The organism is Flexivirga meconopsidis (assembly GCF_026162425.1).
Lineage (GTDB): Bacteria > Actinomycetota > Actinomycetes > Actinomycetales > Dermatophilaceae > Flexivirga > Flexivirga meconopsidis.
In genome coordinates, this window is sequence record NZ_JAOBQJ010000003.1 from 492,389 (window position 1) to 517,850 (window position 25,462).

Consider the following 25,462-nt stretch of genomic DNA (forward strand, 5'->3'; position numbering starts at 1 on the left):
CAATGGATTTCACCTATGACGACGAACAGAAGGCACTGCAGCAGGCGGTGCGTGACCTGGCCGGTCGCAATGCGCCGGTCGAGCAGCAGGGCGACCAGCCGGTCGGCCCGGCCAAGCACGACCCGAAGGTGTGGAGCGCGCTCGCCGAGATGGGCCTGATCGCCCTGCCCTTCGCCGAGGACCTCGGTGGCGCGGACGCCTCGGCCGTCGAGGTCGCCATCGCGTCGGCCGAACTCGGCCGGGCGCGGGTTGCCACGGCATACGCCGAAGCACTCGTGGCCGCCCAGGCGATCGCGCTCGCCGGTGACGACCAGCAGCGCAAGGAGCTGCTGCCGCCGCTGCTCGAAGGCGAATCCCTCGTCGTACCAGCGCTTTCCGAGCCCGGTCGTGCCTGGTCGCTCGACGCGTACGACGTCACCGCGAGCGGTGCGGAGGGCGCCGTGACGCTCAGCGGCACCAAGGAACCGGTGCCGTTCGCGGACGCCGCCGAGCGTTTCGTGGTGAGTGCCCGGGTCGGCGACAAGACCGGCCTCTTCGTGGTGGAGGCCTCCGACGCCGAGGTGTCGGGGCAGCGCGTCAAGCTCTCGGGCACCCCGGCGAAGGCCCTGGGCGCGCTCGACGACGCTCCCGCAGCGCTGGCCGCCGCGGTCAACCTCGGCATCCTCACCGTCTCGGCGGAGGCGCTCGGCGCGATGGACGCCGCGCTGCCGATGACGGTCGAATATCTCAAGACTCGCAAGCAGTTCGGGGTGCCGCTCGCGGCGTTCCAGACCCTCACCCAGCGCGCGGCCGACATGTACGTCTCGGTCGAACTCGCCCGCAGCACAGTGCTCTTCGCGGCAATGCGCCTCGCAGAGGACGCCGGCGACTCCGAGACGGCGTCACGGCTCAAGGCGGTCACCGGGCAGTCCGGGCGGCACGTCGGCCAGGAGGCGATTCAGCTGCACGGTGGCATCGGCATGACCGCCGAGTACGCCGTCGGGCATTACACCGCCCGGCTCACCGCGATCGAGCACACCTTCGGCGACACCCGTCATCACCTCGCGCGGCTCGCCGCCGGCCTCCGTGACCACGAGCAGGTCGAGGTCCTCGCCGGCTGAGCGGTTTGCCATGCAGCACGTCCCTTGACCGGGCAGAAAGTAAACACCCGGTCAAGGGACGTGCTGCATTTGGTCAGCCTTTCGTCGAATGCATTGCCCGAGCACGTGACTGGTGGCAAGAGTGGCGGGATTGCGGCGACCGTGCCGCAACGGTCAACCGAAAATCCCCGTCAGAAGAGGAAGTTCATGCGCATCACGCATCGTCTTGCCGCCGCCACCGCCGCTACCGCGGCCCTCGTCGCAGCAGGCACCGGAACTGCCATGGCCGACACCGCCAGCCCCAACATCATCGGTGGCACCAGCGGGACCTCGCCGTACATCGTCCAGCTCGTCTTCGGGCAGAGCGGCGGCACCTACGGCTGCACCGGTGAGGCCATTGCTCCCCAGTGGGTGCTGACCGCCAAGCACTGCATCGACGGCACCAATTGGATGAACGTCTACTACAGCAACTCGGTCACCAACCGGGGCACCGCGATCGCGGCCGACCAGGTCGCCGGCTCGCCATCCGGCGACGTCGCCCTGGTGCACCTGTCCACCCCGAAGACGCTGAACAGCTATGCGCCGCTGGCTTCGTCATACACCGCTCGCGCGGGCGACACCGGCACCATCTGGGGTTACGGACTGACCGCGGGCGGCGCCCAGCCGACCCACCTCAACAAGGCGACGGTCAACGTCGTCGGCTCCAGCAGCGACGCGTACGGCGGCACCGCCGTGCACGTGAAGGGCCAGGACGGCGCCTCCAACCACGGTGACTCCGGCGGCCCGCTGTTCGTGAACGGCGTCATCGTCGGCGTCTGCTCCACCGGTGACGTCGCCGACCCCGGCAGCGACATCCACGCCGGGTCCAACTACGCCAACCTCACCGCCAGCCGGTCCTGGATCCGCTCCACCGCGGGGGTGTGACGCCCAGCTGCACTTGCCCCACCCGCTGCCGCGGCCCGATCCTCCCGGGCCGCGGCAGCGGTGCGTCGCGGACGATCGCGTATGTGCGCGGGCGTCTCGCCGATGTTCCCGGCTTCTCCTTCGCGATGGACTGTTTCACGAACGGCCCGCACCGTGCAGGCCCGCCTCAAGGAGAAACCGATGACCTCTCGAATCGCCCTCGCAGCAGCCGCTTTCGGCACCGTGACCGCCGCCGTCACCGCCGGTGTCTACCTCAACTTCTCGGCCCGCGTGATGCCCTCGCTCGGGCGGATGGCCAACTCGGCCGGGATCGCCAAGATGCAGGACTTCAACCGCACGGCAGTGCAGGCACCCTTCATGATCTGCTTCTTCGGCGCCGCGCTGGTCGGCGGTTACCTGATCTTCCGAGTGGTCCGGGGCGACCGCTCGACCGCCGACGTCCTGCTCGCCGCGGGCGGCACGGCATACCTGATCGGCTTCCTGCTGACGATCGCCTACAACGTGCCGCTCAACGACAAGCTCGCCGCCCTGGACCCGAACGCCGGCTCCTCGGTGCAGGTATGGCGGGACTACCTGACCAACTGGACGAACGCCAACACGGTGCGCGCGGCGCTGTCGACGGCCGCGGTCGGACTGCTGATCGCCGGCGTGGCGAGCGGTCTGCGATCCGGCCGGGAGGCCGTCGCACAGCCGACCCAGGTCGATGAGGTGCGCAGCTATGTGGCTCGCTGATCTCACAAGTCTCGCCGCCGCGCACGGCACCCCGATACGCTGCCAGTCAATGGGCGACACCGGGGACCTGCTCGACGGACCGCGCGCACGCGGGGCGTTCCTGCTGCGCGTGTTGATGGAGCCGCCGTGGGCGTTGCAGATCACCGAGGACGCGCCGCTGACGATGGTGGCGGTGCTGACCGGAGGAGCGTGGTTGCGCCAGCCCGGCCAGGAGCCTCAGCGGCTGACCGCCGGTGACGTCCTGCTGGTGAGGGGTGCCACGCCATACGTGCTGAGCGACGACCTGACGACCCCGCCGGACATCGTGATCGGCCCGGGCCAAAGCTGTACGGCGCGCGATGGCCGCGATCTGTCCGACGAACTCGCGAGCGGCGTGCGGGCCTGGGGTAACGACGTGGCCGGCCGCGACACGATGCTGGTCGCGAGCTATCCGGAGCAGGCGCAGCTCGGCACGATGCTCGGCGCGGCGCTGCCCGAGGTGGCGCTGGTCCGGGGCTCGAACAGCCCGCTGCTGCCGGTGCTGGTCGCCGAGGCGGCGCGCGACGCGCTCGGCCAGGAGGCGGTGCTCGACCGGATCCTCGACGTGGTGCTGATCGCCGTCGTGCGTGAGTGGGCCGCCGAGGCGCCGACCGGAGTCGCCGGCCTGCAGGTGCTCAGTGACCCTGCGGTGGCCGAGGCGGTGCGGTTGATCCGTGCGCACCCGGCGCATCCCTGGACCGTCGACGAACTCGCCGCGCGCGCCGGTGTCTCGCGCTCGGTGCTGGCGCGCAAATTCCAGGACATCGTCGGCATCCCGCCGATCGGCTACCTCGCGCAGTGGCGGCTCTCGCTCGCCGCCGATCTGCTGCGGGACACCGACCGCACCTTGGCGTCGGTGTCGCGCGAGGTCGGCTACGCCAGCCCGTTCAGCCTCAGCACCGCCTTCAAGAAGGCGTATGGCGTGAGCCCCCAGGCCTACCGCACTCGCAAGACCGCCTGAGGCACTCCTCCGCCGGCGTGGATCAGCGGTTCATGTTGCGGAAAGTCGTTGCGCTCGAACCGAATTCGCCGCTGAACCACCGTGAGAAGCTGCTCAGTGATCCGAAACCGAGAGCCTCGGCGACCTCAGTCAGCGCCGGACCTTCCGGCGAGACGAGGTCCTGCGCCTGCCGCCTGCGCACCTCGGTGACCAGGGACGAGAAGGTATAGCCGCCCGCCTCCAGGCGGCGGTGCAACGTGCGCCGGTCGATCCCGAGCAGCCCGGCGACCCGACCTGCCGAGCACCGGCCGGCCGGCAGCAGTTGCTGCACGAGCCGGCGGGCGCCGTCCACTTCGCCATGGTCGGCAGCTTCCCGGAGGGAGTCGAGGTAACGCTGGGCGTAACGCACCGCCTCCGGGTCGGCTTGGTCGAGCGGGCGGTCGGCGTCGGCAACAGTCACTCGCACTCCGTCGTGTGCCGCGCCGAAGGTGAGCCTCGTTCCGAGCGTGGCGACGTGGTCGGCCAGGTCTACTGGGGGCGGGCTCTGCAGCAGCACTTCCAGCTCGGCCTCGCCGCCGAGGCGTTCAGCCGCCAGCGACCGCACGACCGCGACCGCGAGTTCGACGCCTTGATGCGGGCGTTCGCGGGCGAGCTGGAAATTCACCGCGGCCGTCACCGTTGACCCGTCGTCGAGCAACCGCAGCCGCAGGCTTTCGTTGTATGACGGCCAGAAGCGAGCGAGTACGTCCCATGCGGCCCGCAAGGTCGGTTCGTCTCGCAGCACCAGACTGATCGGACCGAGGGTCGACATCCGCCGACGCTGGGCCATGCGCAGCCCGATCGTCGGACAACCGGACACCTGCGCCGCCGAATCGATCGCCGCCAGCACCTCGGTGGCAGGCGCCCATTCGTCCGGTTGCTGCAGCTTGTCCGGGTCAAGGCGGTGCGCCCGGAGGGTGGCGCGCGCGTCGACGCCGACCTCCCGGCATACCTCGGCGAAGCCGGACAACGAGGCATAGCGCACTCGCGGCGAACTGTGAGCCATGTCACAAATTGTCAACCCTGCTGTCCCAATCGGACAAGTCTCCCGCGGGTTGGCTCCCTACGGTCTTACTCCAACGGCTAACAACGGCAATACATTTGAGGGGTATTGGACATGGCGCAGGCGATCGTCTTTGAACGCACCGGCGGACCTGACGTGCTCGAACAGGTCGAGGTTGCGGTCGGCGCGCCCGGCCCCGGCGAGGTGCTGATCCGGCACGAGGCGGTCGGCCTCAACTTCGCCGACACCTACTTTCGCACCGGCTACTACCCGTCCACGCTGCCGAGCGGGATGGGCGTCGAGGCCGCCGGTGTGGTGCTCCAGGTCGGCCCGGGCGTTACCGGCTTCGGTGCTGGTGACCGGGTCACCTACACCGGATCGCCCCTCGGTGCCTACAGCACCGAGCGGGTGATGCCTGCAGGCAGCCTGATCCACCTGCCCGACGACATCTCGGCCGAGACCGCTGCGGCGATGACCATGCGCGGACTCACCACCGCCTACCTGCTCACCAGGATCTGCCCGTCGCTGCGTCCAGGCGACACGGTGCTGCTGCAGGCCGCGGCCGGTGGGGTGGGCCTGATCTTCACCCAGTGGGCCAAGGCGATGGGCATCCGCACGATCGGCGTGGTCTCGACCGAGGCTAAGGCGCAGATCGCCCGCGACCATGGCTGCACCGAGACCGTTCTTCGTGACCAGGACGTCGTCGGCCGGGTGCGCGAACTCACCGACGGAGCGGGCGTGCCCGTCGCCTTCGACAGCGTCGGCCAGGCCACTGTGCCGACCTCGCTGGACTGCCTGGCCCGCCGCGGCATGCTCGTCGCCTTCGGCACCGCGTCCGGCCCGATTCCGCCCATCGACGCCTTCCAGCTCGCGGCCAAGGGGTCGCTCTACTTCACCAGGCCGGCGCTCGCCGACTACATCGCTGACCCCGTCGAGCGGGCCGAACTGGCCGGAGAACTCTTCGGGCTGGTCCGCAGCGGCGACATCGACGTGCGCATCGGCCAACGCTACGCACTCGGCCAGGCCGTCGATGCCCACCGCAAGCTCGAGTCCGGCGAAACCGTCGGCTCCTCCGTCTTCGTCTGCTGAACCACCGTCCCGAAGGAGCATCCATGTCCATCGACACCCGCACCCGACCCGCCCGGACTGACAGCGAAAACGCCTGGGACGTAGCCAAACTGACCTGCACCCTGGGCGCCGAGATCGTCGGCTGCAGGCTCGGTGAAGTGAGCCGCGACGATGCGCAGTTCGCCGACCTGCATCGACTCCTGCTGCGGCACAAGGTGCTCTTCTTCCGCGACCAGGACTTGAGCCGCGCCGAACACGTGGCGCTGGCAAGCAGATTCGGTGCCCTCGAGGACCACCCGATGGTGCCCTCCGATCCGGAGCACCCCGGCCTGGTGCGCATCTACAAGGACCTCGACAGCCCGCCCGAGCGTTACGAGAACGCCTATCACAGCGACGGATCGTGGCGGGACGAGCCGGCGATGGGAGCGGTGCTGCACTGCATCGAATGCCCCGAGGTCGGCGGCGACACGATGTGGGTCGACATGGTCAGGGCGTATGCCGACCTGCCCGACGCGGTGAAGCAGCAGATCGACGGACTGCATGCGCGGCACAGTCTCGAGTCGACGTTCGGCGCGACCCATCCGGCACAGGTGCGGCGTGGTCTGGCCCGCGACTATCCCGACGCCGAGCACCCGGTCGTGCGCACCCACCCCGAAACGGGGGACAAGATCCTTTACGTCAACAGCTTCACCACCCACTTCGTCGATTACCACACTGCAGACCGGGTGACGAACGGCCTTGACTTCATTGAGGGTTCGGCTCCGCTGCTGCATTACTTGCAAAGCCGCGCGATGGTCCCCGAATACCAGGTCCGGTGGCGATGGACACCCGGCAGCGTGGCCATCTGGGACAACCGCTGCACCCAGCACTACGCGGTCATGGACTACCAACCGGGGGTTCGCCGCATGGAGCGCGCCGGCATCTGCGGCGACCGCCCGTTCTGAGCGGAGCCCCGTCATACCCACCGAAAAATAAACCCACACAAGGAGATTCGACATGCACTTCACTGACGACGCACTCTTCCCCGAGGTGCAGGACCCGCTGGTGATCACCGCCGCGCCGTACGGCCCCGAGTGGGAGCCGGACGACTTCGCCGAAGACATCGACGTCACCCTCGACGCCCAGGTGCAGAAGGCGGTCGACTGCTTCGAGGCCGGCGCGACCGTGCTGCACATGCACGTGCGCGAGCTCGACGGCAGTGGTTCCAAGCGGCTCAGCCTCTTCAACGAGATGCTCGGCCGGCTGCGCGAGGCCGTGCCCGAGATGATCCTGCAGGTCGGCGGGTCGATCTCGTTCGCCCCCGAAGGCGACGGAGCGGAGGCCAAGTGGCTCAGCGACGACACCCGGCACATGCTGGCCGACCTCGATCCGAAACCGGACCAGGTCACCATCGCGATCAACACCAACCAGATGAACATCATGGAGCTGATGACCGCCGACGACATCGCCGGCACCTCGATGGAGCGTCCGGCACTCGCCGAGACCTATCGCGACATGGTTGTCCCGGCGACGCCGAGCTGGGTCAAGGAGCACCTGCGCCGGCTCACCGCATCGGGCATCCAGCCGCACTTCCAGCTGGCCACGGTTGCGCAGTTGGAGACCGTCGAGCGGCTGATCCGCCGGGGCGAGTACCTCGGCCCGCTCAACATCACCTGGGTCGCCATCGGCGGCGGCTTCGACGGGCCGAACCCGAACAACATGATGGAGTTCATCCGCCGGGTCCCGGACGGTGCGAGCCTGACACTGGAGTCGATTCAGCGAAATGTGTTGCCGATCAACACGATTGCGACTGCACTCGGGCTGCACACCCGCTGTGGCATCGAGGACACCCTGTGGGGTCGCAAGTCCGAGAAGGCGACCTCGGTGTCGCAGGTCGAGCAAATCGTCCGGATCGCCCACGAACTCGGCCGGGAGGTCGCCGAGGCGAAGCAGGCGCATGACATCTACCAGATCGGCGTGACCTACGACAGTGTCGACGAGACGCTGGCGAAGGCCGGTTTCGCCCCCAACCGGAAGCCGGGCGAGCGCGGCTTCCTGATGCACGCCTAGGGGCTCGGCGATGGCTGTCGATCAGGCTTTGGCTCCGGCCGGGGCAACTCTGGCTCGCCCCGCTCGGTCCCGCCGCGTCTTCGCGGTGGTGGTCTTCACGCTGACGTTCGCGCTGCTGCTCAGTGACTTCATGTCCCGGCAGGTGCTGACGGCGACGTTCCCGTTGTTGAAGACCGAATTCGGCCTGAGCGACACCCGCCTGGCCACGCTCAACAGCGTGGTCTCGCTGATGGTCGCGGTGCTGGCGATCCCGTTCTCCATCCTCGGCGACCGCTACGGGCGTACCCGTGCGGTCGTGCTGATGGCCGTGGTGTGGGCGCTCGCGACCATCGGCAGCGGACTTGCCTCGTCGTACGACCACCTGCTGCTCGCGCGGCTGTTCGTCGGCGCAGGGGAGGCGGCGTACGGCAGCATCGGGCTCGCGGTGCTGCTGTCGGTCTTCGCCGCCTCGCTGCGGTCGACGATGAGCGCCGCCTTCCTGGCCGGCGGCACGATCGGCTCGGTCCTGGGCGTCGCCGTCGGTGGCGTGCTGGCCGAGCATGCCGGCTGGCGCTCCGCGTTCCACGTCATGGGCATCGCCGGCCTGGTGCTCGCGGTGGTCTACGCCCTGGTCGTGTCCGAGGGCCGGCTCGCGCGGCTGGCCCACCCGGACGAGCAGCGGTTGGTCGCCAGGGAACGCGCCCGCGGCGAACGCGCCCGGCTGCGGTCGGTCTTCTCCACCCGATCGGTCAACCTGGCGTATGTCGCCTGCGGTCTGCAGCTGTCGGTGGCCGGCATGTTCTACGCGTGGACGCCCAGTTGGTTCAACCGGGAGTACGGCCTGTCGGTCGCCGCGGCCAGCGCTGCGGCCGGCGGGATCATCGCGCTGATCGCGGTCGGTATGACGCTGCTCGGCTACCTGACCGACCGGCTCGCTCGGGACAAGCCCGATCGCAAGTGGACCTGCTCGATGGTCTACGTGGTGGTCTCCTGCGTGGCCCTGGTCGTCGGGTTCCGGCTGCCGCATGGTCCCGCGCAGCTGATCGCGGTGTGCATCGGTGCGTTCTTCTGCGCAGGCATCACCGGTCCGACCGGGGCGATGGTCACCCGCCTCACCGCGCCGTCAGTGCGCTCGGGCGCGCTGGCGACCTGGTCAGTGGCCAACAACCTGCTCGGTCTCGCGCTAGGTCCGCTGATCGTCGGGCGACTGGCCGATGCGATCGGCCTGACCTCGGCCATGGGGATGCTCCCGTTGCTCGCGCTGGTCGTGCTGCCGTTGCTCGTGCTCGGCCGACGCGCCTACCCGGCGGGGCTTGCCAAGGTCGGTCTGCAACCGATCGGGAAAGCGACCCGATGACCGTCACGGTGCTGCTGGTGCCCGGGTTACGCGGTGCGTCGCCCGGGCACTGGCAGGAGCTGCTCGCCGACGAGGAGCTACCCGGTCTGATCATCCAGCACCTGCCCACCGATCGAGGCATCGATAAGGCTGCCCGCATCGCAGACCTGGACCGCGCTGTCTGTGCTGCGGCGGGTCCGGTCCTGGTGGTCGGGCACAGCGCCGGCACTCTCGTCGCGATGCATTGGGCCGCGACGACAGCAAGCGCAACGGCCATGCTGCTGCTCAACGTCCCGACGCTCGGGGAGGAGCTCCCACCGGCCTATCCACGGAGGGCGGAGCTGCGCGACTGCGGCTGGTTGCCGATCCCGACCGGTCCGCTGGAGGCCCCCGTGATCGTTGGTGTCAGCTCCGATGACCCGTTGGGGCCGCCGGACGTGGTGCATCGGCTGGCGGCCGGGTGGGGAGCACGCACGGTGGACCTCGGAGCGGTCGGCCATGGCAACCCGGCCGCAGGATTCGGGCCGTGGCCGGCGACCACGAAGCTGATTCGCCATACCGCGGCGAAGGTGGCGACACGCACCCGATTACTTCCCGGTATCGCTTGACCCGGTGAGCGTGAGGGTGCACTCTCGTGGCGTCGAATCCGACAGGTCGGGGGCCCGCTGGGATTCGATCGTTGCCACGTGTGGACACGTGGTCCATTTTCGGGTACAGTGTTGCTTTGCGCTGCCCGTATCCAGCCAACCCACTTCAGTTCGCGCTCAGTTCGCATGCCTCGATGCTGCCGTCGTTGCATTGGCGAGCTTGACGCTGCGCCAGGGAGTGGCCGGCCGGCCTTCGGGAAGCGTTACGAACCGCCCGCATAAGTTGGCCCGTGGAAGGACCCATCCTTGGCTGCCTCGCGCACTGCGACGAAATCCCTCTCCTCGGCAAAGATGGCCTCTGGCCGTCTGTCGTTCGCGAAGATCCGCGAACCGCTGGAAATCCCCGACCTGTTGGCTCTGCAGACCGACAGCTTCGACTGGCTGCTCGGCAACGAGCGTTGGCAGGCCCGCGTGGCCGAGGCCAAGACCGCCGGCACCGTCGGCGTCCCGGACCGGTCCGGTCTTGAGGAGATCTTCGAGGAGATCTCCCCGATCGAGGACTTCTCCGGCTCGATGAGCCTGTCGTTCCGGGACCACCGGTTCGACGAGGTCAAGTACTCCATCGAGGAGTGCAAAGAGCGCGACATGACGTATGCCGCGCCGCTGTTCGTCACCGCGGAGTTCATGAACTCCGAGACCGGTGAGATCAAGAGCCAGACGGTCTTCATGGGCGACTTCCCGCTCATGACCGACCGCGGCACCTTCATCATCAACGGCACCGAGCGCGTCGTCGTCTCCCAGCTGGTCCGCAGCCCGGGCGTCTACTTCGAGCGCACCCCGGACAAGACCTCGGACAAGGACATCTTCACCGCGAAGATCATCCCGAGCCGTGGCGCGTGGCTGGAGTTCGAGGTCGACAAGCGCGACCAGGTCGGCGTCCGCGTCGACCGCAAGCGCAAGCAGTCGGTCACCGTGCTGCTCAAGGCGCTCGGCTGGACCGAGGCGCAGATCCTCGAGGAGTTCGGCGAGTATGAGTCGATCCGCCAGACCCTGGAGAAGGACCACACCGCCGGCCAGGACGAGGCGCTGCTCGACATCTACCGCAAGCTGCGTCCGGGCGAGCCGCCGACCCGTGAGGCCGCCCAGAACCTGCTGGACAACCTCTACTTCAACGGCAAGCGCTACGACCTGGCCAAGGTCGGCCGCTACAAGGTCGACAAGAAGCTGGGCCTCGAGGTCGGCATCGACCAGTCGACGCTGACCGTCGACGACATCGTTGCCACGATCAAGTACCTCGTCGCGCTGCACGCCGGTGAGGAGACCCTGAAGGGTCGCCGCGACGGCGAGGACGTCGACGTCCGCGTCGAGGTGGACGACATCGACCACTTCGGCAACCGCCGCCTGCGCAACGTCGGCGAGCTCATCCAGAACCAGGTCCGCACGGGTCTGTCCCGGATGGAGCGCGTCGTTCGCGAGCGTATGACGACTCAGGACGTCGAGGCGATCACCCCGCAGACGCTGATCAACATCCGTCCGGTCGTGGCCTCCATCAAGGAGTTCTTCGGCACCAGCCAGCTGTCGCAGTTCATGGACCAGAACAACCCGCTCGCCGGCCTGACGCACAAGCGTCGTCTGTCCGCGCTGGGCCCGGGTGGTCTGTCTCGTGACCGCGCCGGCATGGAGGTGCGCGACGTGCACCCGAGCCACTACGGCCGCATGTGCCCGATCGAGACCCCTGAAGGTCCGAACATCGGTCTGATCGGCTCGCTCGCGTCATACGGCCGCATCAACGCGTTCGGTTTCGTCGAGACGCCCTACCGCAAGGTCAAGGACGGCAAGGTCACCGACGAGGTGCACTACCTGTCGGCCGATGAGGAGGACAACTTCGTCATCGCGCAGGCCAACGCGCCGTTGACCGACGACAACCACTTCGCCGAGGACCGGGTGCTCGGACGCACCAAGGGCGGCGAGGCGAGCGACGTCCCGATCGAGGAAGTCGACTACATGGACGTGTCCGCACGTCAGATGGTGTCGGCCGCCACCGCGTTGATCCCGTTCCTGGAGCACGACGACACCTCGCGTGCGCTGATGGGCGCCAACATGCAGCGTCAGGCCGTGCCGCTCGTGCAGGCCGAGGCGCCGCTGGTCGGCACCGGCATGGAATACCGTGCCGCGCTGGACTCCGGTGACGTCGTGCGGGCCGAGAAGGCCGGCGTCGTGACCGAGGTGTCGGCCGACCTGGTGACCGTGATGAACGACGACGGCACCCAGACGACCTACCGGATCAGCAAGTTCACCCGGTCCAACGCCGGCAACTGCTACAACCACCGGGTCGTCGTCGAGGGCGGTGACCGGCTCGAGGCGGGCGCGGTGATCGCCGACGGTCCGGCGACCGACGGCGGCGAGATGGCGCTCGGCAAGAACCTCCTCGTGGCGTTCATGCCGTGGGAGGGTCACAACTTCGAGGACGCCATCATCCTGTCCCAGCGCCTGGTGCAGGACGACACGCTCAGCTCGATCCACATCGAGGAGCACGAGATCGACGCCCGCGACACCAAGCTGGGTCCGGAGGAGATCACACGCGACATCCCCAACGTCAGCGAGGAAGTGCTCGCCGACCTGGACGAGCGTGGCATCATCCGCATCGGTGCCGAGGTCCGCGACGGCGACCTGCTCGTCGGCAAGGTCACGCCCAAGGGTGAGACCGAGCTGACCCCGGAGGAGCGCCTGCTGCGCGCCATCTTCGGTGAGAAGGCCCGCGAGGTCCGCGACACCTCGATGAAGGTCCCGCACGGCGAGACCGGCACGGTCATCGGCGTCAAGGTCTTCGACCGCGAGGAGGGTGACGAGCTGCCGCCGGGTGTCAACCAGCTGGTGCGCGTCTACGTCGCCAACAAGCGCAAGATCACCGACGGCGACAAGCTCGCCGGCCGCCACGGCAACAAGGGCGTCATCTCCAAGATCCTGCCGGTCGAGGACATGCCGTTCCTGCCCGACGGCACCCCGGTCGACGTCGTGCTCAACCCGCACGGTGTGCCGCGTCGTATGAACCTGGGGCAGATCCTGGAGCTGCACCTCGGCTGGGCCGCCTCCCGCGGCTGGGACATCGCGGCATCGGATGGCAACACCGAGTTCGCCGAGCAGATCGCGCCCGACGCGCAGTCCGCTCCGCCGAACTCCCGGGTCGCCTCGCCGGTGTTCGACGGTGCCTCCGAGGACGTCATCACCGGTCTGCTCGACGCGACGCTGCCGACCCGGGACGGCGACCGCCTGGTCGACCACACCGGTAAGGCGCAGCTGTTCGACGGTCGTTCCGGCGAGCCGTTCCCCGAGCCGGTGTCGGTGGGCTACATGTACATCCTGAAGCTGCACCACCTGGTCGACGACAAGATCCACGCACGCTCCACCGGCCCCTACTCGATGATCACCCAGCAGCCGCTCGGCGGTAAGGCCCAGTTCGGTGGCCAGCGCTTCGGTGAGATGGAGGTCTGGGCGCTGGAGGCGTATGGCGCGGCATACGCGCTGCAGGAACTGCTGACGATCAAGTCGGACGACGTGACCGGCCGCGTGAAGGTCTACGAGGCCATCGTCAAGGGCGAGAACATCCCCGAGCCCGGCATCCCGGAGTCGTTCAAGGTGCTGATCAAGGAAATGCAGTCGCTGTGCCTCAACGTCGAGGTGCTCTCCAGCGACGGCACCCTGATCGACCTGCGCGACTCCGACCAGGAGGTCTTCCGCGCTGCGGAGGAGCTCGGCATCGACCTGTCCCGGCGCGAGCCGAGCTCGGTCGAGGAAGTCTGAGACAGACAACCGGCGAGGTATGCCGCAAGTCGCTCGTGACTCCCGGCATACCTCACCAAAACCTTTAACCGGCAACTCTTTTCAGACTTTCGAAGCTTTAAGAAGGAAGGCATAAACGTGCTGGACGTCAACTTCTTCGACGAACTGCGTATCGGCCTCGCCACCGCTGACGACATCCGCCAGTGGAGCCACGGTGAGGTGAAGAAGCCCGAAACCATCAACTACCGCACCCTCAAGCCGGAGAAGGACGGACTCTTCTGCGAGAAGATCTTCGGCCCGACCCGTGACTGGGAGTGCTACTGCGGCAAGTACAAGCGGGTCCGCTTCAAGGGCATCATCTGTGAGCGCTGCGGCGTCGAGGTGACCCGCAGCAGCGTGCGTCGCGAGCGGATGGGCCACATCGAGCTGGCCGCTCCGGTCACCCACATCTGGTACTTCAAGGGCGTCCCGTCGCGCTTGGGTTACCTGCTCGACCTCGCCCCGAAGGACCTGGAGAAGGTCATCTACTTCGCGGCCTACATGATCACCTCGGTCGACACCGAGCAGCGCCATGCGGACCTGCCGTCGCTCGAGGCGCAGATCGAGGTCGAGAAGAAGGAGCTGGAGAACTCCCGCGACAACGACGTCAACACCCGCGCCGCCAAGCTCGAGGCCGACCTGGCCGAGCTGGAGAAGGAAGGCGCCAAGGCCGACGCGCGCCGCAAGGTGCGCGAGTCCGCCGAGCGCGAGATGAACCAGATCCGCAAGCGCGCGGACCAGCAGATCGAGCGCCTGGAGCAGGTCTGGGACCGCTTCAAGAACCTCAAGGTCCAAGACCTCGAGGGCGACGAGGTGCTCTACCGCGAGATGCGCGACCGGTTCGGTCTGTACTTCGAGGGCGGCATGGGTGCCGAGGCACTGCAGAAGCGCCTGGAGACCTTCGACCTCGACGCCGAGGCCGAGTCGCTGCGCGAGATCATCGCCACCGGCAAGGGCCAGCGCAAGACGCGCGCCCTGAAGCGGCTGCGCGTGGTCACCGCGTTCCAGCAGACCAAGAACAACCCGAGCGGCATGGTGCTGGACTGCGTGCCGGTCATCCCGCCGGACCTGCGTCCGATGGTGCAGCTGGACGGTGGCCGCTTCGCGACCTCCGACCTGAACGACCTCTACCGCCGGGTGATCAACCGCAACAACCGGTTGAAGCGCCTGCTCGACCTGGGTGCGCCAGAGATCATCGTCAACAACGAGAAGCGGATGCTGCAGGAGGCCGTCGACAGCCTCTTCGACAACGGCCGCCGTGGCCGCCCGGTCACCGGACCGGGCAACCGTCCGCTGAAGTCGCTGTCCGACATGCTCAAGGGCAAGCAGGGTCGCTTCCGGCAGAACCTGCTCGGTAAGCGCGTGGACTACTCGGGCCGTTCGGTCATCGTCGTCGGTCCGCAGCTGAAGCTGCACCAGTGCGGTCTGCCCAAGCAGATGGCGCTGGAGCTGTTCAAGCCGTTCGTGATGAAGCGTCTGGTCGACCTGGACCACGCGCAGAACATCAAGTCGGCCAAGCGCATGGTCGAGCGAGCCCGCCCGGTCGTGTGGGACGTGCTGGAAGAGGTCATCACCGAGCACCCGGTGCTGCTCAACCGCGCACCCACGCTGCACCGTCTCGGCATCCAGGCCTTCGAGCCGCAGCTGGTCGAGGGCAAGGCCGTGCAGATCCACCCGTTGGTCTGCACCGCGTTCAACGCCGACTTCGACGGTGACCAGATGGCGGTCCACGTGCCGCTGTCGGCCGAGGCTCAGGCCGAGGCCCGCATCCTGATGCTGTCGAGCAACAACGTGCTCAAGCCGGCCGACGGTCGTCCCGTGACCATGCCCAGCCAGGACATGATCACCGGCCTGTACTTCCTCACCTCGCAGTTCGGTGAGGTCAAGGTCGACGACGAGCACCTGCGGGCGTTCAGCTCGCCGGCCGAGGCACGTATGGCGTTCGACCGCGGCGAGATCAAGCTCGGCTCGCTGGTCACCATCCGGCTGACCGACCAGGTCCCGCCGGCCGGTTTCGAGGCGCCCGAGGGTGCCGAGGCCGACGAGCTGGGCCGGCTGGGTTCGTTCGAACTGGACACCACCCTTGGCCGGGTCTTGTTCAACCAGACCCTGCCGGAGGACTACCCGTTCCTCAACCAGGACATCGACAAGAAGGCCCTGTCCGGGGTCGTCAACGACCTGGCGGAGCGCTACCCCAAGGTGCAGGTCGCCGCGTCGCTGGACGCACTCAAGGAAGCCGGCTTCTACTGGGCCACCCGCTCGGGCAGCACGGTCGCCATCAGCGACGTGCAGACCTCGTCCAACAAGTGGGAGATCCTGGCCGGCTACGAGGAGAAGGCCGCCAAGATCCAGACCCAGTTCGACCGTGGTCTGATCACCGACGAGGAGCGCCGTCAGGAGCTCGTCGAGATCTGGACGCAGGCGACCAACGAGGTCGCCACGGACATGCAGCACAACTTCGACCCGCTGAACCCCATCTACCGGATGGTGTCCTCGGGCGCGGGTGGTAACTGGTTCCAGGTGCGTCAGATCGCCGGTGCGCGTGGCCTGATGGCCAACCCGAAGGGCGAGATCATCCCGCGTCCGATCAAGGCCAACTTCCGAGAGGGCCTGTCGGTGCTGGAGTTCTTCATCTCCACCCACGGTGCCCGTAAGGGTCTGGCCGACACCGCGCTGCGTACCGCCGACTCGGGTTACCTGACCCGCCGGTTGGTGGACGTGTCCCAGGACGTCATCATTCGCGAGGACGACTGTGGCACCGACCGTGGCCTCACGCTGCCGATCGCGCAGCGCGGCGCCGACGGTCAGCTGGTCGAGCACGAGAACGTCGAGACCGCGGTTTACGCCCGCACCCTCGCCGCCGATGTCGTCGGGTCCGACGGCACGGTGCTGGCGAAGGCCGGCGAGGACCTCGGCGACGTCAACCTCGACAAGCTGCTCGCCGCCGGTGTCGAGGACGTCAAGGTCCGCTCCGTGCTCACCTGTGAGTCGCGGGTCGGGACCTGCGCCCTCTGCTACGGCCGTTCGCTCGCCACCGGCAAGCTGGTCGACATCGGTGAGGCCGTCGGCATCATCGCGGCCCAGTCGATCGGTGAGCCCGGCACCCAGCTGACCATGCGCACATTCCACACCGGTGGTGCCGCGGGTGACGACATCACCCAGGGTCTGCCGCGTGTCGTCGAGCTCTTCGAGGCTCGTACGCCGAAGGGTGTCGCCCCGATCGCCGAGGCCAGCGGCCGCGTGCAGATCGAGGAGACCGACAAGACGCGTCGCATCCTGCTGACCCCGGACGACGGCTCGGAGGAGCACGCCTACCCGGTCAGCAAGCGCGGCCGTCTGCTGGTGCAGGACGGCGACCACGTCGAGGTCGGCACGCTGCTGGTGCAGGGTGCGATCGACCCCAAGCAGGTGCTGCGCATCCAGGGCGCCCGCGACGTGCAGAAGCACCTCGTCGACGAGGTGCAGGCCGTCTACCGCCAGCAGGGTGTGTCGATCCACGACAAGCACATCGAGGTCATCGTGCGGCAGATGCTGCGCCGCGTGACGATCATCGAGGCCGGCGACACCGACCTGCTGCCCGGCGAACTCGTCGAGCGTGGCCGGTTCGAGGATGCCTCGCGTCGTGCGCTCGCCGAGGGCGGGCGTCCGGCTTCGGGCCGTCCCGAGCTGATGGGCATCACCAAGGCGTCGCTCGCGACCGACTCGTGGCTGTCGGCGGCCTCCTTCCAGGAGACCACCCGGGTGCTCACCGAGGCCGCGATGCACGCCAAGAGTGACCCGCTGCTGGGCCTGAAGGAGAACGTCATCCTCGGTAAGTTGATCCCGGCCGGCACCGGCCTGCCGCGTTACCGCAACGTGAAGGTCGAGCCGACCGAGGAAGCCAAGGCCGCGCTCTACGCGCTGCCGGACTACCAGCCCTACGACTACCCGGTCTTCGGCCCGGGTTCGGGCGAGGCGGTGCGTCTGGACGACGCGTCGCTCGGGTTCGACAGCTGATCGACGATTGTTGACGGCGAAAGGCCCCGGTCACCGCGAGGTGGCCGGGGCCTTCGTCATACCTCGCCCGCAGGCGAGGTCGGCGTTCAGCGCGGAGAGTTCTGCACCGGGGGCCAGCGCAGGTAGGCCAGCCGGGCGTTCTCCTGGCGCTGGTGCAGGATGCCGTTGAGCACGATCCCGACGACCAGGCTCATGATGCCGACCAGCACCAGGCCGGTGGCCAGGATCGCGGTCGGGAAGCGCGGCACCTCGTGGGTGCGGGCGAAGGTGATGGTCAGCGGGATGCCGAGGATCAGCGCCACCGCCATGAAGAGTCCGCCGATCGCGGAGAACAGCGCCAGCGGACGCTCGTACTGCAGCAGACCACCGATGAGGCGCAGGATGCGGAAGCCGTCGTGGTAGGTGCGCAGTTTGGACTCGCTGCCCGCGGGACGGTCCTTGAAGCCGACCGGCACCTCGACCTGGGGGATGCGCAGGTTGACCGCGTGCACGGTCAGCTCGGTCTCGATCTCGAACTCGCGGGACAGCGCCGGGAAGGACTTCACGAACCGCCTCGAGAAGACGCGGTAGCCGGACAGCATGTCGGTCACCTGCTCACCGAACAACGTGCTGATCAACCGGTTGAACATCTTGTTGCCGGAGGCGTGACCGGGCCGGTATGCCGAGGCGTCGGTCTTGTCCTCGGTGCGCACCCCGAGCACGTGGTCGTAGGGCCCGGACAGCAGCGTGTCGATCATCGTCGGAGCGGCCGAGGCGTCATACGTGTCGTCGCCGTCGATCAGCAGGTAGACATCCGCCTCGATGTCCGCGAACGCCCGGCGCACCACGTTGCCCTTGCCCTTACGAGGCTCGGTGCGTACGACGGCACCCGCCTCGGCGGCGACCTGCGCCGTGCGGTCGGTGGAGTTGTTGTCGTAGACGTAGACGGTGATGCCCTCGACGGCGGCCAGCAGATCGTGAATCACCTTGGGAACGGCGACTTCTTCGTTGTAACACGGAACGATGGCGGCGATCTCGAGGCCGGGAAAACGCTGTGCGGCCGACTGATTCACGCGCAGACCATAACAGGGGTGACCGGCATTTCCGGACTTCGCCGGACCTCGCCGCTCACGCGATCTCCGGCGTCGGCCGTGCCGTCCTGCGCCGGCGGCGCAGGACGAGGAACACCGAGCCGTCGACGAGCATCAGGCCGACGACGGCCAGCGACACGGCAGCCGCCGGGACGAAGTAGGTCGGCAGGTAGGAGAACACGACGGTGGACTTGCCCGCAGGCACCCGCACGTGCTGGTAGAGCTGCCCCGCGCGATCGGCCACCGCGTGCTCGGCGCCGTTGATCGTGGCCGTCCAGCCCGGGCTGGACAGCTGCCGGCGGACCAGGGTGCTCGACTCGGCGCAGTCGAGCTCTACCTCCGTCATGCTCTGCGCGGTGACCGTGCAGGCGTCGCCGGTCGTCGCGTACATCGGCTTCGCCTTGGGGTCCTGCCAGATCTGCACGCTCGCGTCCTGGAAGACCAGCTGCAGACCGTAGCCCCGGATCTCGGCGTCCGGCGCCGCGCCCTTGTTCATCACGATGTACTTCGCGCCCATGTCGCGGTAGTACTGCTGTTTTTGCCCGTATGCCGCCAACAGCTCGTCCTGCCGGGAGACGCCCGCATAGGGGATCAGCAGCCCCGACATGAAGTCGTGCCAGGTCGCCTCGGCCAGCTCGGTCCCCGCCTTCGGCTTCAACGTCTCGGTGATCACCTTGCTGAACTTGTTCGGCACCGGGAGGTCGTTGACGTTCAGCTGCGGGATCTGCCAGTAGGACCCGTAGTTCGGCGAGATCGGGCCGAGCGTGAAGAAACGGTAGGTGCCCGCGTGCTCCTGCAGGTAGCGCACCGGCGCCATGTTGACCGTGCTGCGAGCACTCGCCGACGCCTGCGGCACCGCGTAGGTGCCGGCGCCGTCGACGATCAGCACGGCGGCCGCTCCCGCCGCCGCGAATGCGGCCCGCCGCCCGGTCGGTCGCCGGAGCATCAGCAACAGCCCGACCGCGACACAGGCGACCACCGTCCAGGTGACGACCGCCGTGGTCCACCGCCCGTTGACCAACAGGCCGCGGTGCGCCGCCCATGCCATCGCACCGACCAGGTAGCCGGCGACGAGCAGCGCGGCGACGAGGACCGCCGGCCGGCGAACCCGGGACCGTCGGATGTCGTCGATGCCGTATGCCGCAAAGATGACGACCGCGAACTCCAGCAGTGCCAGCCCGTATTTGCCGACGAAGGTGTTGCGGATGCCGGGCAGCTCGTTGAGGACGGCCTTCACCGGCGGGAAGCCGAACATGTTGAGCACCAGCGTGACCACGAGCAGGCCCAGCGCGACGAGTACGGCGGGACGCCGCTTGCCGAGGAACCCCACCAGCCCGACCAGCACCGCGGGCAGGGTCAGATAGCCCGCCTGCCCGACGAAGACCGAGTTGGCCATGGGGCCAACGCCATACGGCAGGGCGAGGGAGGTCAGCTTCGGCAGGGGATAGGACAATTCGTTGGCGGCGCCGGCATGGGACGAGACGTTGCCGAAGCCGAGGAAGTGCGCGAACGCCGCGAGGGCGGGCGCGGAGATCAGCAGGCCGAACACCGCTCCCGCGGCGAGCAGGCCGAGGAAGCGCAGCCGATTGCCGCGCAGGCCGTCGAGTCGGACCAGCGCCCAGATCGCGACGAAGACTCCCTCCAGGAAGGCGGTCTCCGGGAAGCCGGCGAAGATCATCAACGCGATCGCGAGCGCGATGACCCACAACCCGAGCCGGGGGCGTTGCCCGGCCTGCACGCTGCGCCGGGCCAGCTCCACGCCCCAGAGCGCCACCGGCAGGAACGCGATGGGGTTGAACGGTGCGTTGGTCATCACCGAGAACGCGCCGTTGAGTGCGAACAGACAGGCGCCGCAGGTGGCCGCCGCCCAGGACAGCCGCAGTGAGCGCAGGAACGCCAGCGTGCCGAACCCGGCGACGAGTTCCAGCGACAGCTGCATGAGGAAGATGCCGTTGGGCAGCGCCTGCAACAGCACGAACGGCAAGAAGAACGCGGCCGACTGCATCTCGCCGGCAAGCGGTTGGCCAAGGCCCTCGAAGTGATTCCACAGCGGGACGTGCCCGTCCAGCCAGGTTTGCGCGGACAGCCGGCCGAGAGCCTGCGCGGTCCACCCGTAGTTGCCGTCGATGGTGATGCTGCCGGAGACCTCGCCCGGCTCCGGTGACCCGAGACCGGAGAAGTACAGGATCGGGTTGTTGCTGCGTAGCTGCAGCAGGTAGACCGCGTTGGCCGCAAGCACCACCAGCAGCACACAGACCGGCGCGAGGAAGGACGGCGGCAATCGGATCAGGCGCGCGACACGTGCGCGCAGGTCGCCCCGGGAAATCACGGGCAGACCGTAACAGGGCGAACCGTAGGGCAACTGAGCCTCGAAACGGGTCTGCCGGGGGACGGTCAGGAGCGGCCGGCGCCCCGGTCCGCCGGCGACGGGTCGTGGGAGTCGTAGGCGACGTAGTACGCCGGGCGTTGCTGCATGGCCGAGTAGGTGCGGCCGACGTACTCCCCGAGGATGCCCAGGCAGAGCAACTGCAACGCCGAGAAGCCGGCGACCGTCACGACCGTCGACGCCCAGCCGGAGACGGTGTTGCCGGTCAGCTTGCCGACCAGCACGTAGACCATCACGCCCACCGCGACCACGAAACCACCGAGGCTGAACCAGGTCGCCAATCGCAGCGGCGTGTGCGAGAAGCCCGTCACCGAGTCGAGAGTGAGCCGAATCATCTTGGACAGCGGGTATTTCGAGGAGCCTGCCGCTCGCGGGTCGCGCCGGTAGCCGACCGTCGCCGACGGGAAGCCGAGGGCCGGCACGGCCAGGCGCAGCACCCGGTTGTGCTCGGGCAGTGAGTTGATCGCGTCCACCGTCGCCCGTGACATCAGCCGGAAATCACCTGCGTCCGGGGCGGCGTCGACGTCGGACAGGCTGCGCATCAGCCGGTAGAAACCGGCCGCCGTACGACGTTTGAACCGTGAGTCGCTCGACCGGTCGGTGCGCACCGCGTAGACGACGTCGACCTGTTGCTGGACCGCGGCGGAGTAGAGCTCGGTGATCGCCTCCGGAGGGTCCTGCAGGTCGGCGTCGATGGTGACCGTCCAGTCGCCGCGGGCGCCCTGCAGGCCGGCTGAGATCGCGGCCTGGTGGCCCGCGTTCGCCCGCAGCCGTATGACGCGCAGCTGCGGCCACTCGCGCAGCATCCGCTGCAGCAGCACCGGCGTGCTGTCCCGGGACCCGTCGTCGACGACCAGCACCTCGTAGGGGACGTCGATGCCGTCCAGCACCGGCCGCAACCGTGCGGCGAACATCGGCAGCACGGCCTCCTCGTCATACACCGGAGCGATGACGGTGAGCACCGGTGCGGCGGAGTCGGTGGGCATGGCAGTGACCGTACCCGCGCTGATTTGGTGCCGCCCAGGGTGGCCGGTAGGATTGACGACCGTGCGTGGGCTCTGCCCTGCCCGCTGACCGCGGGCATCAGACCACCACACGCTCTCGCCGGGCAGCCAGCAGGTTTGGAAGTGCGGGGGAGAGCGCCGGTCCGACACTCCCGACCTCGGGGGTGGCGTCGATCCGGGAAACCCCAAGGAGTCGGTCAGTGGCGAAAACTGCTGCCGACAGACAAGATTCGATCAGTTACGGAGACAGTAGGTTGCCTACAATCAACCAGCTCGTCCGCAAGGGTCGGCAGGACAAGATCGCCAAGGTCAAGACGCCGGCCCTCAAGGGCAGCCCCCAGCGACGCGGTGTGTGCACCCGCGTCTACACCACCACCCCGAAGAAGCCGAACTCCGCGCTGCGCAAGGTCGCCCGTGTCCGGCTCACCTCGGGCATCGAGGTCACCGCGTACATCCCGGGTGTCGGCCACAACCTGCAGGAGCACTCGATCGTGCTCGTGCGTGGCGGTCGTGTGAAGGACCTGCCGGGTGTGCGGTACAAGATCATCCGCGGCTCGCTGGATACCCAGGGTGTCAAGGGCCGTCAGCAGGCCCGGTCCCGTTACGGCGCGAAGAAGGAGAAGAAGTAATGCCTCGTAAGGGCCCCGCTCCGAAGCGCGCTCTGGTCGTCGACCCGGTCTACGGTTCGCCGCTGGTCACCCAGCTGGTCAACAAGATCCTGCTCGACGGGAAGAAATCCGTCGCCGAACGCATTGTCTATGGTGCGCTCGAAGGCTGCCGTGAGAAGACCGGCACCGACCCGGTCGTGACCCTGAAGCGGGCGCTCGACAACGTCAAGCCGAGCCTTGAGGTCAAGAGCCGCCGTGTCGGCGGTGCGACCTACCAGGTCCCGGTCGAGGTCAAGCCCGGACGCGCCACGACTCTCTCGCTGCGTTGGTTGGTCGGTTACGCCCGCCAGCGTCGTGAGAAGACGATGACCGAGCGCCTCATGAACGAGATCCTCGACGCCAGCAACGGGCTGGGCGCCGCGGTGAAGCGTCGTGAGGACACCCACAAGATGGCCGAGTCCAACCGGGCCTTCGCGCACTACCGCTGGTGACAGCGACCGTGGCGGCCCCCGTCATACCTGTATGACGGGGGCCACCACGGAGCCGGCGTTCGCGCGAGGTGCGCGGACCCCGGCATACCGACGAGTTACTCCACGAAGCAGAGACGAGAAGAGACACCGTGGCACAGCAGGAAGTGCTGACCGACCTGACCAAGGTCCGCAACATCGGCATCATGGCGCACATCGATGCCGGTAAGACCACGACCACCGAGCGCATCCTTTTCTACACCGGCATCAACTACAAGATCGGTGAGGTCCACGACGGCGCCGCCACGATGGACTGGATGGAGCAGGAGCAGGAGCGCGGCATCACGATCACGTCGGCCGCGACGACTGCCTTCTGGAAGGGCTACCAGATCAACCTGATCGACACCCCCGGGCACGTCGACTTCACCGTCGAGGTGGAGCGCAACCTGCGCGTGCTCGACGGTGCCGTCGCGGTGTTCGACGGTAAGGAAGGTGTCGAGCCGCAGTCGGAGACCGTCTGGCGTCAGGCCGACAAGTACGGCGTCCCGCGCATGTGCTTCATCAACAAGATGGACAAGATGGGCGCCGACTTCTACTTCTCGGTGCAGACCATGGTCGACCGTCTCGGTGCGACCCCGCTGGTCATGCAGCTGCCGATCGGTGCCGAGTCCGACTTCACCGGTGTCGTCGACCTGGTGCGGATGAAGGCGCTCGTCTGGCGCGGGGAGACCAAGCTGGGCGAGGACTACGAGGTCGAGGACATCCCGGCCGACCTGCAGGACAAGGCCGACGAGTACCGCTCGCAGCTGGTCGAGAAGGTCGCCGAGTCCGACGAGGAGCTGCTGGAGAAGTACCTCGGCGGCGAGGAGCTGACCGAGGACGAGATCACGGCCGGCGTGCGCAAGCTGACGCTGGCCGGCGAGGTCAACCCGGTCTTCTGCGGCACCGCGTTCAAGAACAAGGGCGTGCAGCCGCTGCTCGACGCGGTCATCGCCTACTTGCCGAGCCCGCTCGACCTGCCGCCGACCGAGGGCCACAAGCCGGGTGACGAGGAAACCGAGATCACCCGCAACCCCTCGTCCGAGGAGCCGTTCGCGGCGCTGGCGTTCAAGATCGCCACGCACCCGTTCTTCGGCACGCTGACCTACATCCGGGTCTACTCCGGCTCGATCGCCTCCGGTTCGCCGGTGATGAACTCGACCAAGGGCAAGAAGGAGCGGCTGGGCAAGCTGTTCCAGATGCACTCCAACAAGGAGAACCCGGTCGAGAAGGCCTCCGCGGGGCACATCTACGCGGTGATCGGTCTGAAGGACACCACCACCGGTGACACCCTCTCGGACCTGAACGAACAGATCATCCTGGAGTCGATGACCTTCCCGGAGCCGGTCATCCACGTCGCCATCGAGCCCAAGACCAAGGGCGACCAGGAGAAGCTGTCGACCGCCATCCAGAAGCTCGCCCAGGAGGACCCGACGTTCTCGGTTCGCCTGGACGAGGAGACCGGCCAGACCGTCATCGGCGGTATGGGTGAGCTCCACCTGGACATCCTGGTCGACCGCATGAAGCGCGAGTTCAAGGTCGAGGCCAACGTCGGTGCGCCGCAGGTGGCCTACCGCGAGACGATCCGTCGTCCGGTCGAGAAGTTCGACTACACGCACAAGAAGCAGACCGGTGGTTCGGGTCAGTTCGCCAAGGTGCAGCTGTCGATCGAGCCGATGGACACGACCGAGGGCGAGCTCTACGAGTTCGACAACAAGGTCACCGGTGGGCGCGTGCCGCGCGAGTACATCCCGTCGGTGGACCAGGGCATCCAGGAGGCCATGCAGCTCGGCATCCTGGCTGGCTACCCGCTCGTGGGCGTCAAGGCCACGCTGCTCGACGGTGCCTACCACGACGTGGACTCCTCGGAAATGGCGTTCAAGATCGCCGGTTCGATGGCGCTGAAGGAGATGGCCCGCAAGGCCGACCCGGCGCTCCTCGAGCCGATGATGGCCGTCGAGGTCCGCACGCCCGAGGACTACATGGGCGACGTCGTCGGCGACATCAACTCCCGCCGTGGCCAGATCCAGGCCATGGAGGACATCAGCGGCGCCAAGGTCGTCAAGGCCGTCGTTCCGCTGTCGGAGATGTTCGGGTATGTCGGTGACCTGCGGTCCAAGACCCAGGGTCGTGCCAACTACACGATGCAGTTCGACTCGTACGCCGAGGTTCCCCGGAACGTCGCGGACGAGATCATCAAGAAGATCCGGGGCGAGTGACGGTGCGGCGCCCCGCGTCATACGAATTGAAGGTCGTACGGCGCAGCGCCTATCGTCAGCCCGGTTTGTAAGAAGAGAAAACCACCAGGCGCCGCCCCGG

Annotated in this window: 18 protein-coding genes; 14 read left to right on the forward strand and 4 right to left on the reverse strand. The window is 67.8% G+C overall.

All coding sequences use genetic code 11. The features are described 5' to 3' along the window. Nucleotides 1-2 precede the first annotated feature (2 nt). From N2M23_RS12095 to N2M23_RS12110, 4 genes are all read left to right on the forward strand, one after another. Complete coding sequence (locus N2M23_RS12095) at nucleotides 3-1,100, forward strand: acyl-CoA dehydrogenase family protein (RefSeq protein WP_265445812.1); 1,098 nt, start codon at nucleotides 3-5, stop codon at nucleotides 1,098-1,100. Between the two features lie 186 nt (nucleotides 1,101-1,286). Then, nucleotides 1,287-2,003 (forward strand): S1 family peptidase, encoded by a 717-nt coding sequence (locus N2M23_RS12100; RefSeq protein ID WP_265445814.1) that lies wholly within the window; start codon nucleotides 1,287-1,289, stop codon nucleotides 2,001-2,003. Between the two features lie 180 nt (nucleotides 2,004-2,183). Further along, the gene (locus N2M23_RS12105) at nucleotides 2,184-2,735 is read left to right on the forward strand and encodes an anthrone oxygenase family protein (protein ID WP_265445815.1); all 552 of its coding nucleotides are present in this window, start codon (nucleotides 2,184-2,186) and stop codon (nucleotides 2,733-2,735) included. 49 nt (nucleotides 2,736-2,784) lie between these two features. Beyond that, nucleotides 2,785-3,714, forward strand: coding sequence for an AraC family transcriptional regulator (locus N2M23_RS12110; protein ID WP_265445816.1), 930 nt, complete (start codon nucleotides 2,785-2,787; stop codon nucleotides 3,712-3,714). A gap of 22 nt (nucleotides 3,715-3,736) precedes the next feature. On the opposite strand, the gene N2M23_RS12115 is transcribed toward N2M23_RS12110, so the two are convergent. Next, complete coding sequence (locus N2M23_RS12115) at nucleotides 3,737-4,738, reverse strand: AraC family transcriptional regulator (protein WP_265445817.1); 1,002 nt, start codon at nucleotides 4,736-4,738, stop codon at nucleotides 3,737-3,739. 111 nt (nucleotides 4,739-4,849) lie between these two features. On the opposite strand from N2M23_RS12115, the gene N2M23_RS12120 reads away from it, so the two are divergent. From N2M23_RS12120 to N2M23_RS12150, 7 genes are all read left to right on the forward strand, one after another. Next, nucleotides 4,850-5,824: a quinone oxidoreductase family protein gene (locus N2M23_RS12120; RefSeq protein ID WP_265445819.1), complete on the forward strand. Its 975-nt coding sequence runs from the start codon at nucleotides 4,850-4,852 to the stop codon at nucleotides 5,822-5,824. 23 nt (nucleotides 5,825-5,847) lie between these two features. Then, nucleotides 5,848-6,747 carry a TauD/TfdA dioxygenase family protein gene (locus N2M23_RS12125; RefSeq protein ID WP_265445821.1) on the forward strand — a complete coding sequence of 300 codons (900 nt, stop codon included), beginning with the start codon at nucleotides 5,848-5,850 and terminating at the stop codon, nucleotides 6,745-6,747. 52 nt (nucleotides 6,748-6,799) lie between these two features. Further along, nucleotides 6,800-7,852, forward strand: a complete 1,053-nt coding sequence (locus N2M23_RS12130; RefSeq protein ID WP_265445822.1) for a beta-keto acid cleavage family enzyme — start codon at nucleotides 6,800-6,802, stop codon at nucleotides 7,850-7,852. A gap of 10 nt (nucleotides 7,853-7,862) precedes the next feature. Beyond that, nucleotides 7,863-9,188, forward strand: coding sequence for an MFS transporter (locus N2M23_RS12135; RefSeq protein ID WP_265445823.1), 1,326 nt, complete (start codon nucleotides 7,863-7,865; stop codon nucleotides 9,186-9,188). Further along, nucleotides 9,185-9,775, forward strand: coding sequence for an RBBP9/YdeN family alpha/beta hydrolase (locus tag N2M23_RS12140; RefSeq protein WP_265445824.1), 591 nt, complete (start codon nucleotides 9,185-9,187; stop codon nucleotides 9,773-9,775). The genes N2M23_RS12135 and N2M23_RS12140 overlap by 4 nt, the downstream gene beginning before the upstream one ends. 285 nt (nucleotides 9,776-10,060) lie before the next feature. Next, nucleotides 10,061-13,555 (forward strand): DNA-directed RNA polymerase subunit beta, encoded by a 3,495-nt coding sequence (rpoB, locus tag N2M23_RS12145; RefSeq protein ID WP_265445825.1) that lies wholly within the window; start codon nucleotides 10,061-10,063, stop codon nucleotides 13,553-13,555. A gap of 117 nt (nucleotides 13,556-13,672) precedes the next feature. Continuing rightward, a complete protein-coding gene (locus tag N2M23_RS12150) occupies nucleotides 13,673-17,569 on the forward strand; it encodes a DNA-directed RNA polymerase subunit beta' (RefSeq protein WP_265445826.1) in 3,897 nt (1,298 codons plus the stop codon). Between the two features lie 86 nt (nucleotides 17,570-17,655). Here N2M23_RS12150 and N2M23_RS12155 read toward each other — a convergent pair whose 3' ends face one another. From N2M23_RS12155 to N2M23_RS12165, 3 genes are all read right to left on the reverse strand, one after another. Beyond that, nucleotides 17,656-18,621: a glycosyltransferase gene (locus tag N2M23_RS12155; RefSeq protein ID WP_265445827.1), complete on the reverse strand. Its 966-nt coding sequence runs from the start codon at nucleotides 18,619-18,621 to the stop codon at nucleotides 17,656-17,658. A 55-nt stretch (nucleotides 18,622-18,676) separates the two neighbouring features. Next, nucleotides 18,677-20,968, reverse strand: coding sequence for a glycosyltransferase family protein (locus tag N2M23_RS12160; RefSeq protein WP_265445828.1), 2,292 nt, complete (start codon nucleotides 20,966-20,968; stop codon nucleotides 18,677-18,679). Between the two features lie 65 nt (nucleotides 20,969-21,033). Next, entirely contained in the window at nucleotides 21,034-22,011 is a 978-nt protein-coding gene (locus tag N2M23_RS12165; protein ID WP_265445830.1) for a glycosyltransferase family 2 protein, read from the reverse strand. A gap of 272 nt (nucleotides 22,012-22,283) precedes the next feature. On the opposite strand from N2M23_RS12165, the gene rpsL reads away from it, so the two are divergent. The 3 genes from rpsL (at nucleotide 22,284) to fusA (ending at nucleotide 25,362) form a co-directional block, all read left to right on the forward strand. Next, nucleotides 22,284-22,658, forward strand: a complete 375-nt coding sequence (gene rpsL / locus N2M23_RS12170; RefSeq protein ID WP_171153365.1) for a 30S ribosomal protein S12 — start codon at nucleotides 22,284-22,286, stop codon at nucleotides 22,656-22,658. After that, nucleotides 22,658-23,128 (forward strand): 30S ribosomal protein S7, encoded by a 471-nt coding sequence (gene rpsG / locus N2M23_RS12175; RefSeq protein ID WP_265445832.1) that lies wholly within the window; start codon nucleotides 22,658-22,660, stop codon nucleotides 23,126-23,128. The genes rpsL and rpsG overlap by 1 nt, the downstream gene beginning before the upstream one ends. A gap of 182 nt (nucleotides 23,129-23,310) precedes the next feature. After that, nucleotides 23,311-25,362 (forward strand): elongation factor G, encoded by a 2,052-nt coding sequence (gene fusA, locus N2M23_RS12180; RefSeq protein WP_425270239.1) that lies wholly within the window; start codon nucleotides 23,311-23,313, stop codon nucleotides 25,360-25,362. Nucleotides 25,363-25,462: the final 100 nt, after the last annotated feature.

Excerpts from the sequence above, each read along its gene's own strand:
- N2M23_RS12105 (WP_265445815.1), top strand. The coding sequence starts at position 2,184 with ATGACCTCTCGAATCGCCCTCGCAGCAGCCGCTTTCGGCACCGTGACC.
- N2M23_RS12125 (WP_265445821.1), top strand. The coding sequence starts at position 5,848 with ATGTCCATCGACACCCGCACCCGACCCGCCCGGACTGACAGCGAAAAC.
- N2M23_RS12095 (WP_265445812.1), top strand. The coding sequence starts at position 3 with ATGGATTTCACCTATGACGACGAACAGAAGGCACTGCAGCAGGCGGTG.
- N2M23_RS12140 (WP_265445824.1), top strand. The coding sequence starts at position 9,185 with ATGACCGTCACGGTGCTGCTGGTGCCCGGGTTACGCGGTGCGTCGCCC.
- N2M23_RS12135 (WP_265445823.1), top strand. The coding sequence starts at position 7,863 with ATGGCTGTCGATCAGGCTTTGGCTCCGGCCGGGGCAACTCTGGCTCGC.
- N2M23_RS12100 (WP_265445814.1), top strand. The coding sequence starts at position 1,287 with ATGCGCATCACGCATCGTCTTGCCGCCGCCACCGCCGCTACCGCGGCC.
- N2M23_RS12115 (WP_265445817.1), bottom strand. The coding sequence starts at position 4,738 with ATGGCTCACAGTTCGCCGCGAGTGCGCTATGCCTCGTTGTCCGGCTTC.
- N2M23_RS12120 (WP_265445819.1), top strand. The coding sequence starts at position 4,850 with ATGGCGCAGGCGATCGTCTTTGAACGCACCGGCGGACCTGACGTGCTC.
- fusA (WP_425270239.1), top strand. The coding sequence starts at position 23,311 with ATGGCGCACATCGATGCCGGTAAGACCACGACCACCGAGCGCATCCTT.
- N2M23_RS12110 (WP_265445816.1), top strand. The coding sequence starts at position 2,785 with ATGGGCGACACCGGGGACCTGCTCGACGGACCGCGCGCACGCGGGGCG.
- N2M23_RS12165 (WP_265445830.1), bottom strand. The coding sequence starts at position 22,011 with ATGCCCACCGACTCCGCCGCACCGGTGCTCACCGTCATCGCTCCGGTG.
- rpsG (WP_265445832.1), top strand. The coding sequence starts at position 22,658 with ATGCCTCGTAAGGGCCCCGCTCCGAAGCGCGCTCTGGTCGTCGACCCG.
- N2M23_RS12130 (WP_265445822.1), top strand. The coding sequence starts at position 6,800 with ATGCACTTCACTGACGACGCACTCTTCCCCGAGGTGCAGGACCCGCTG.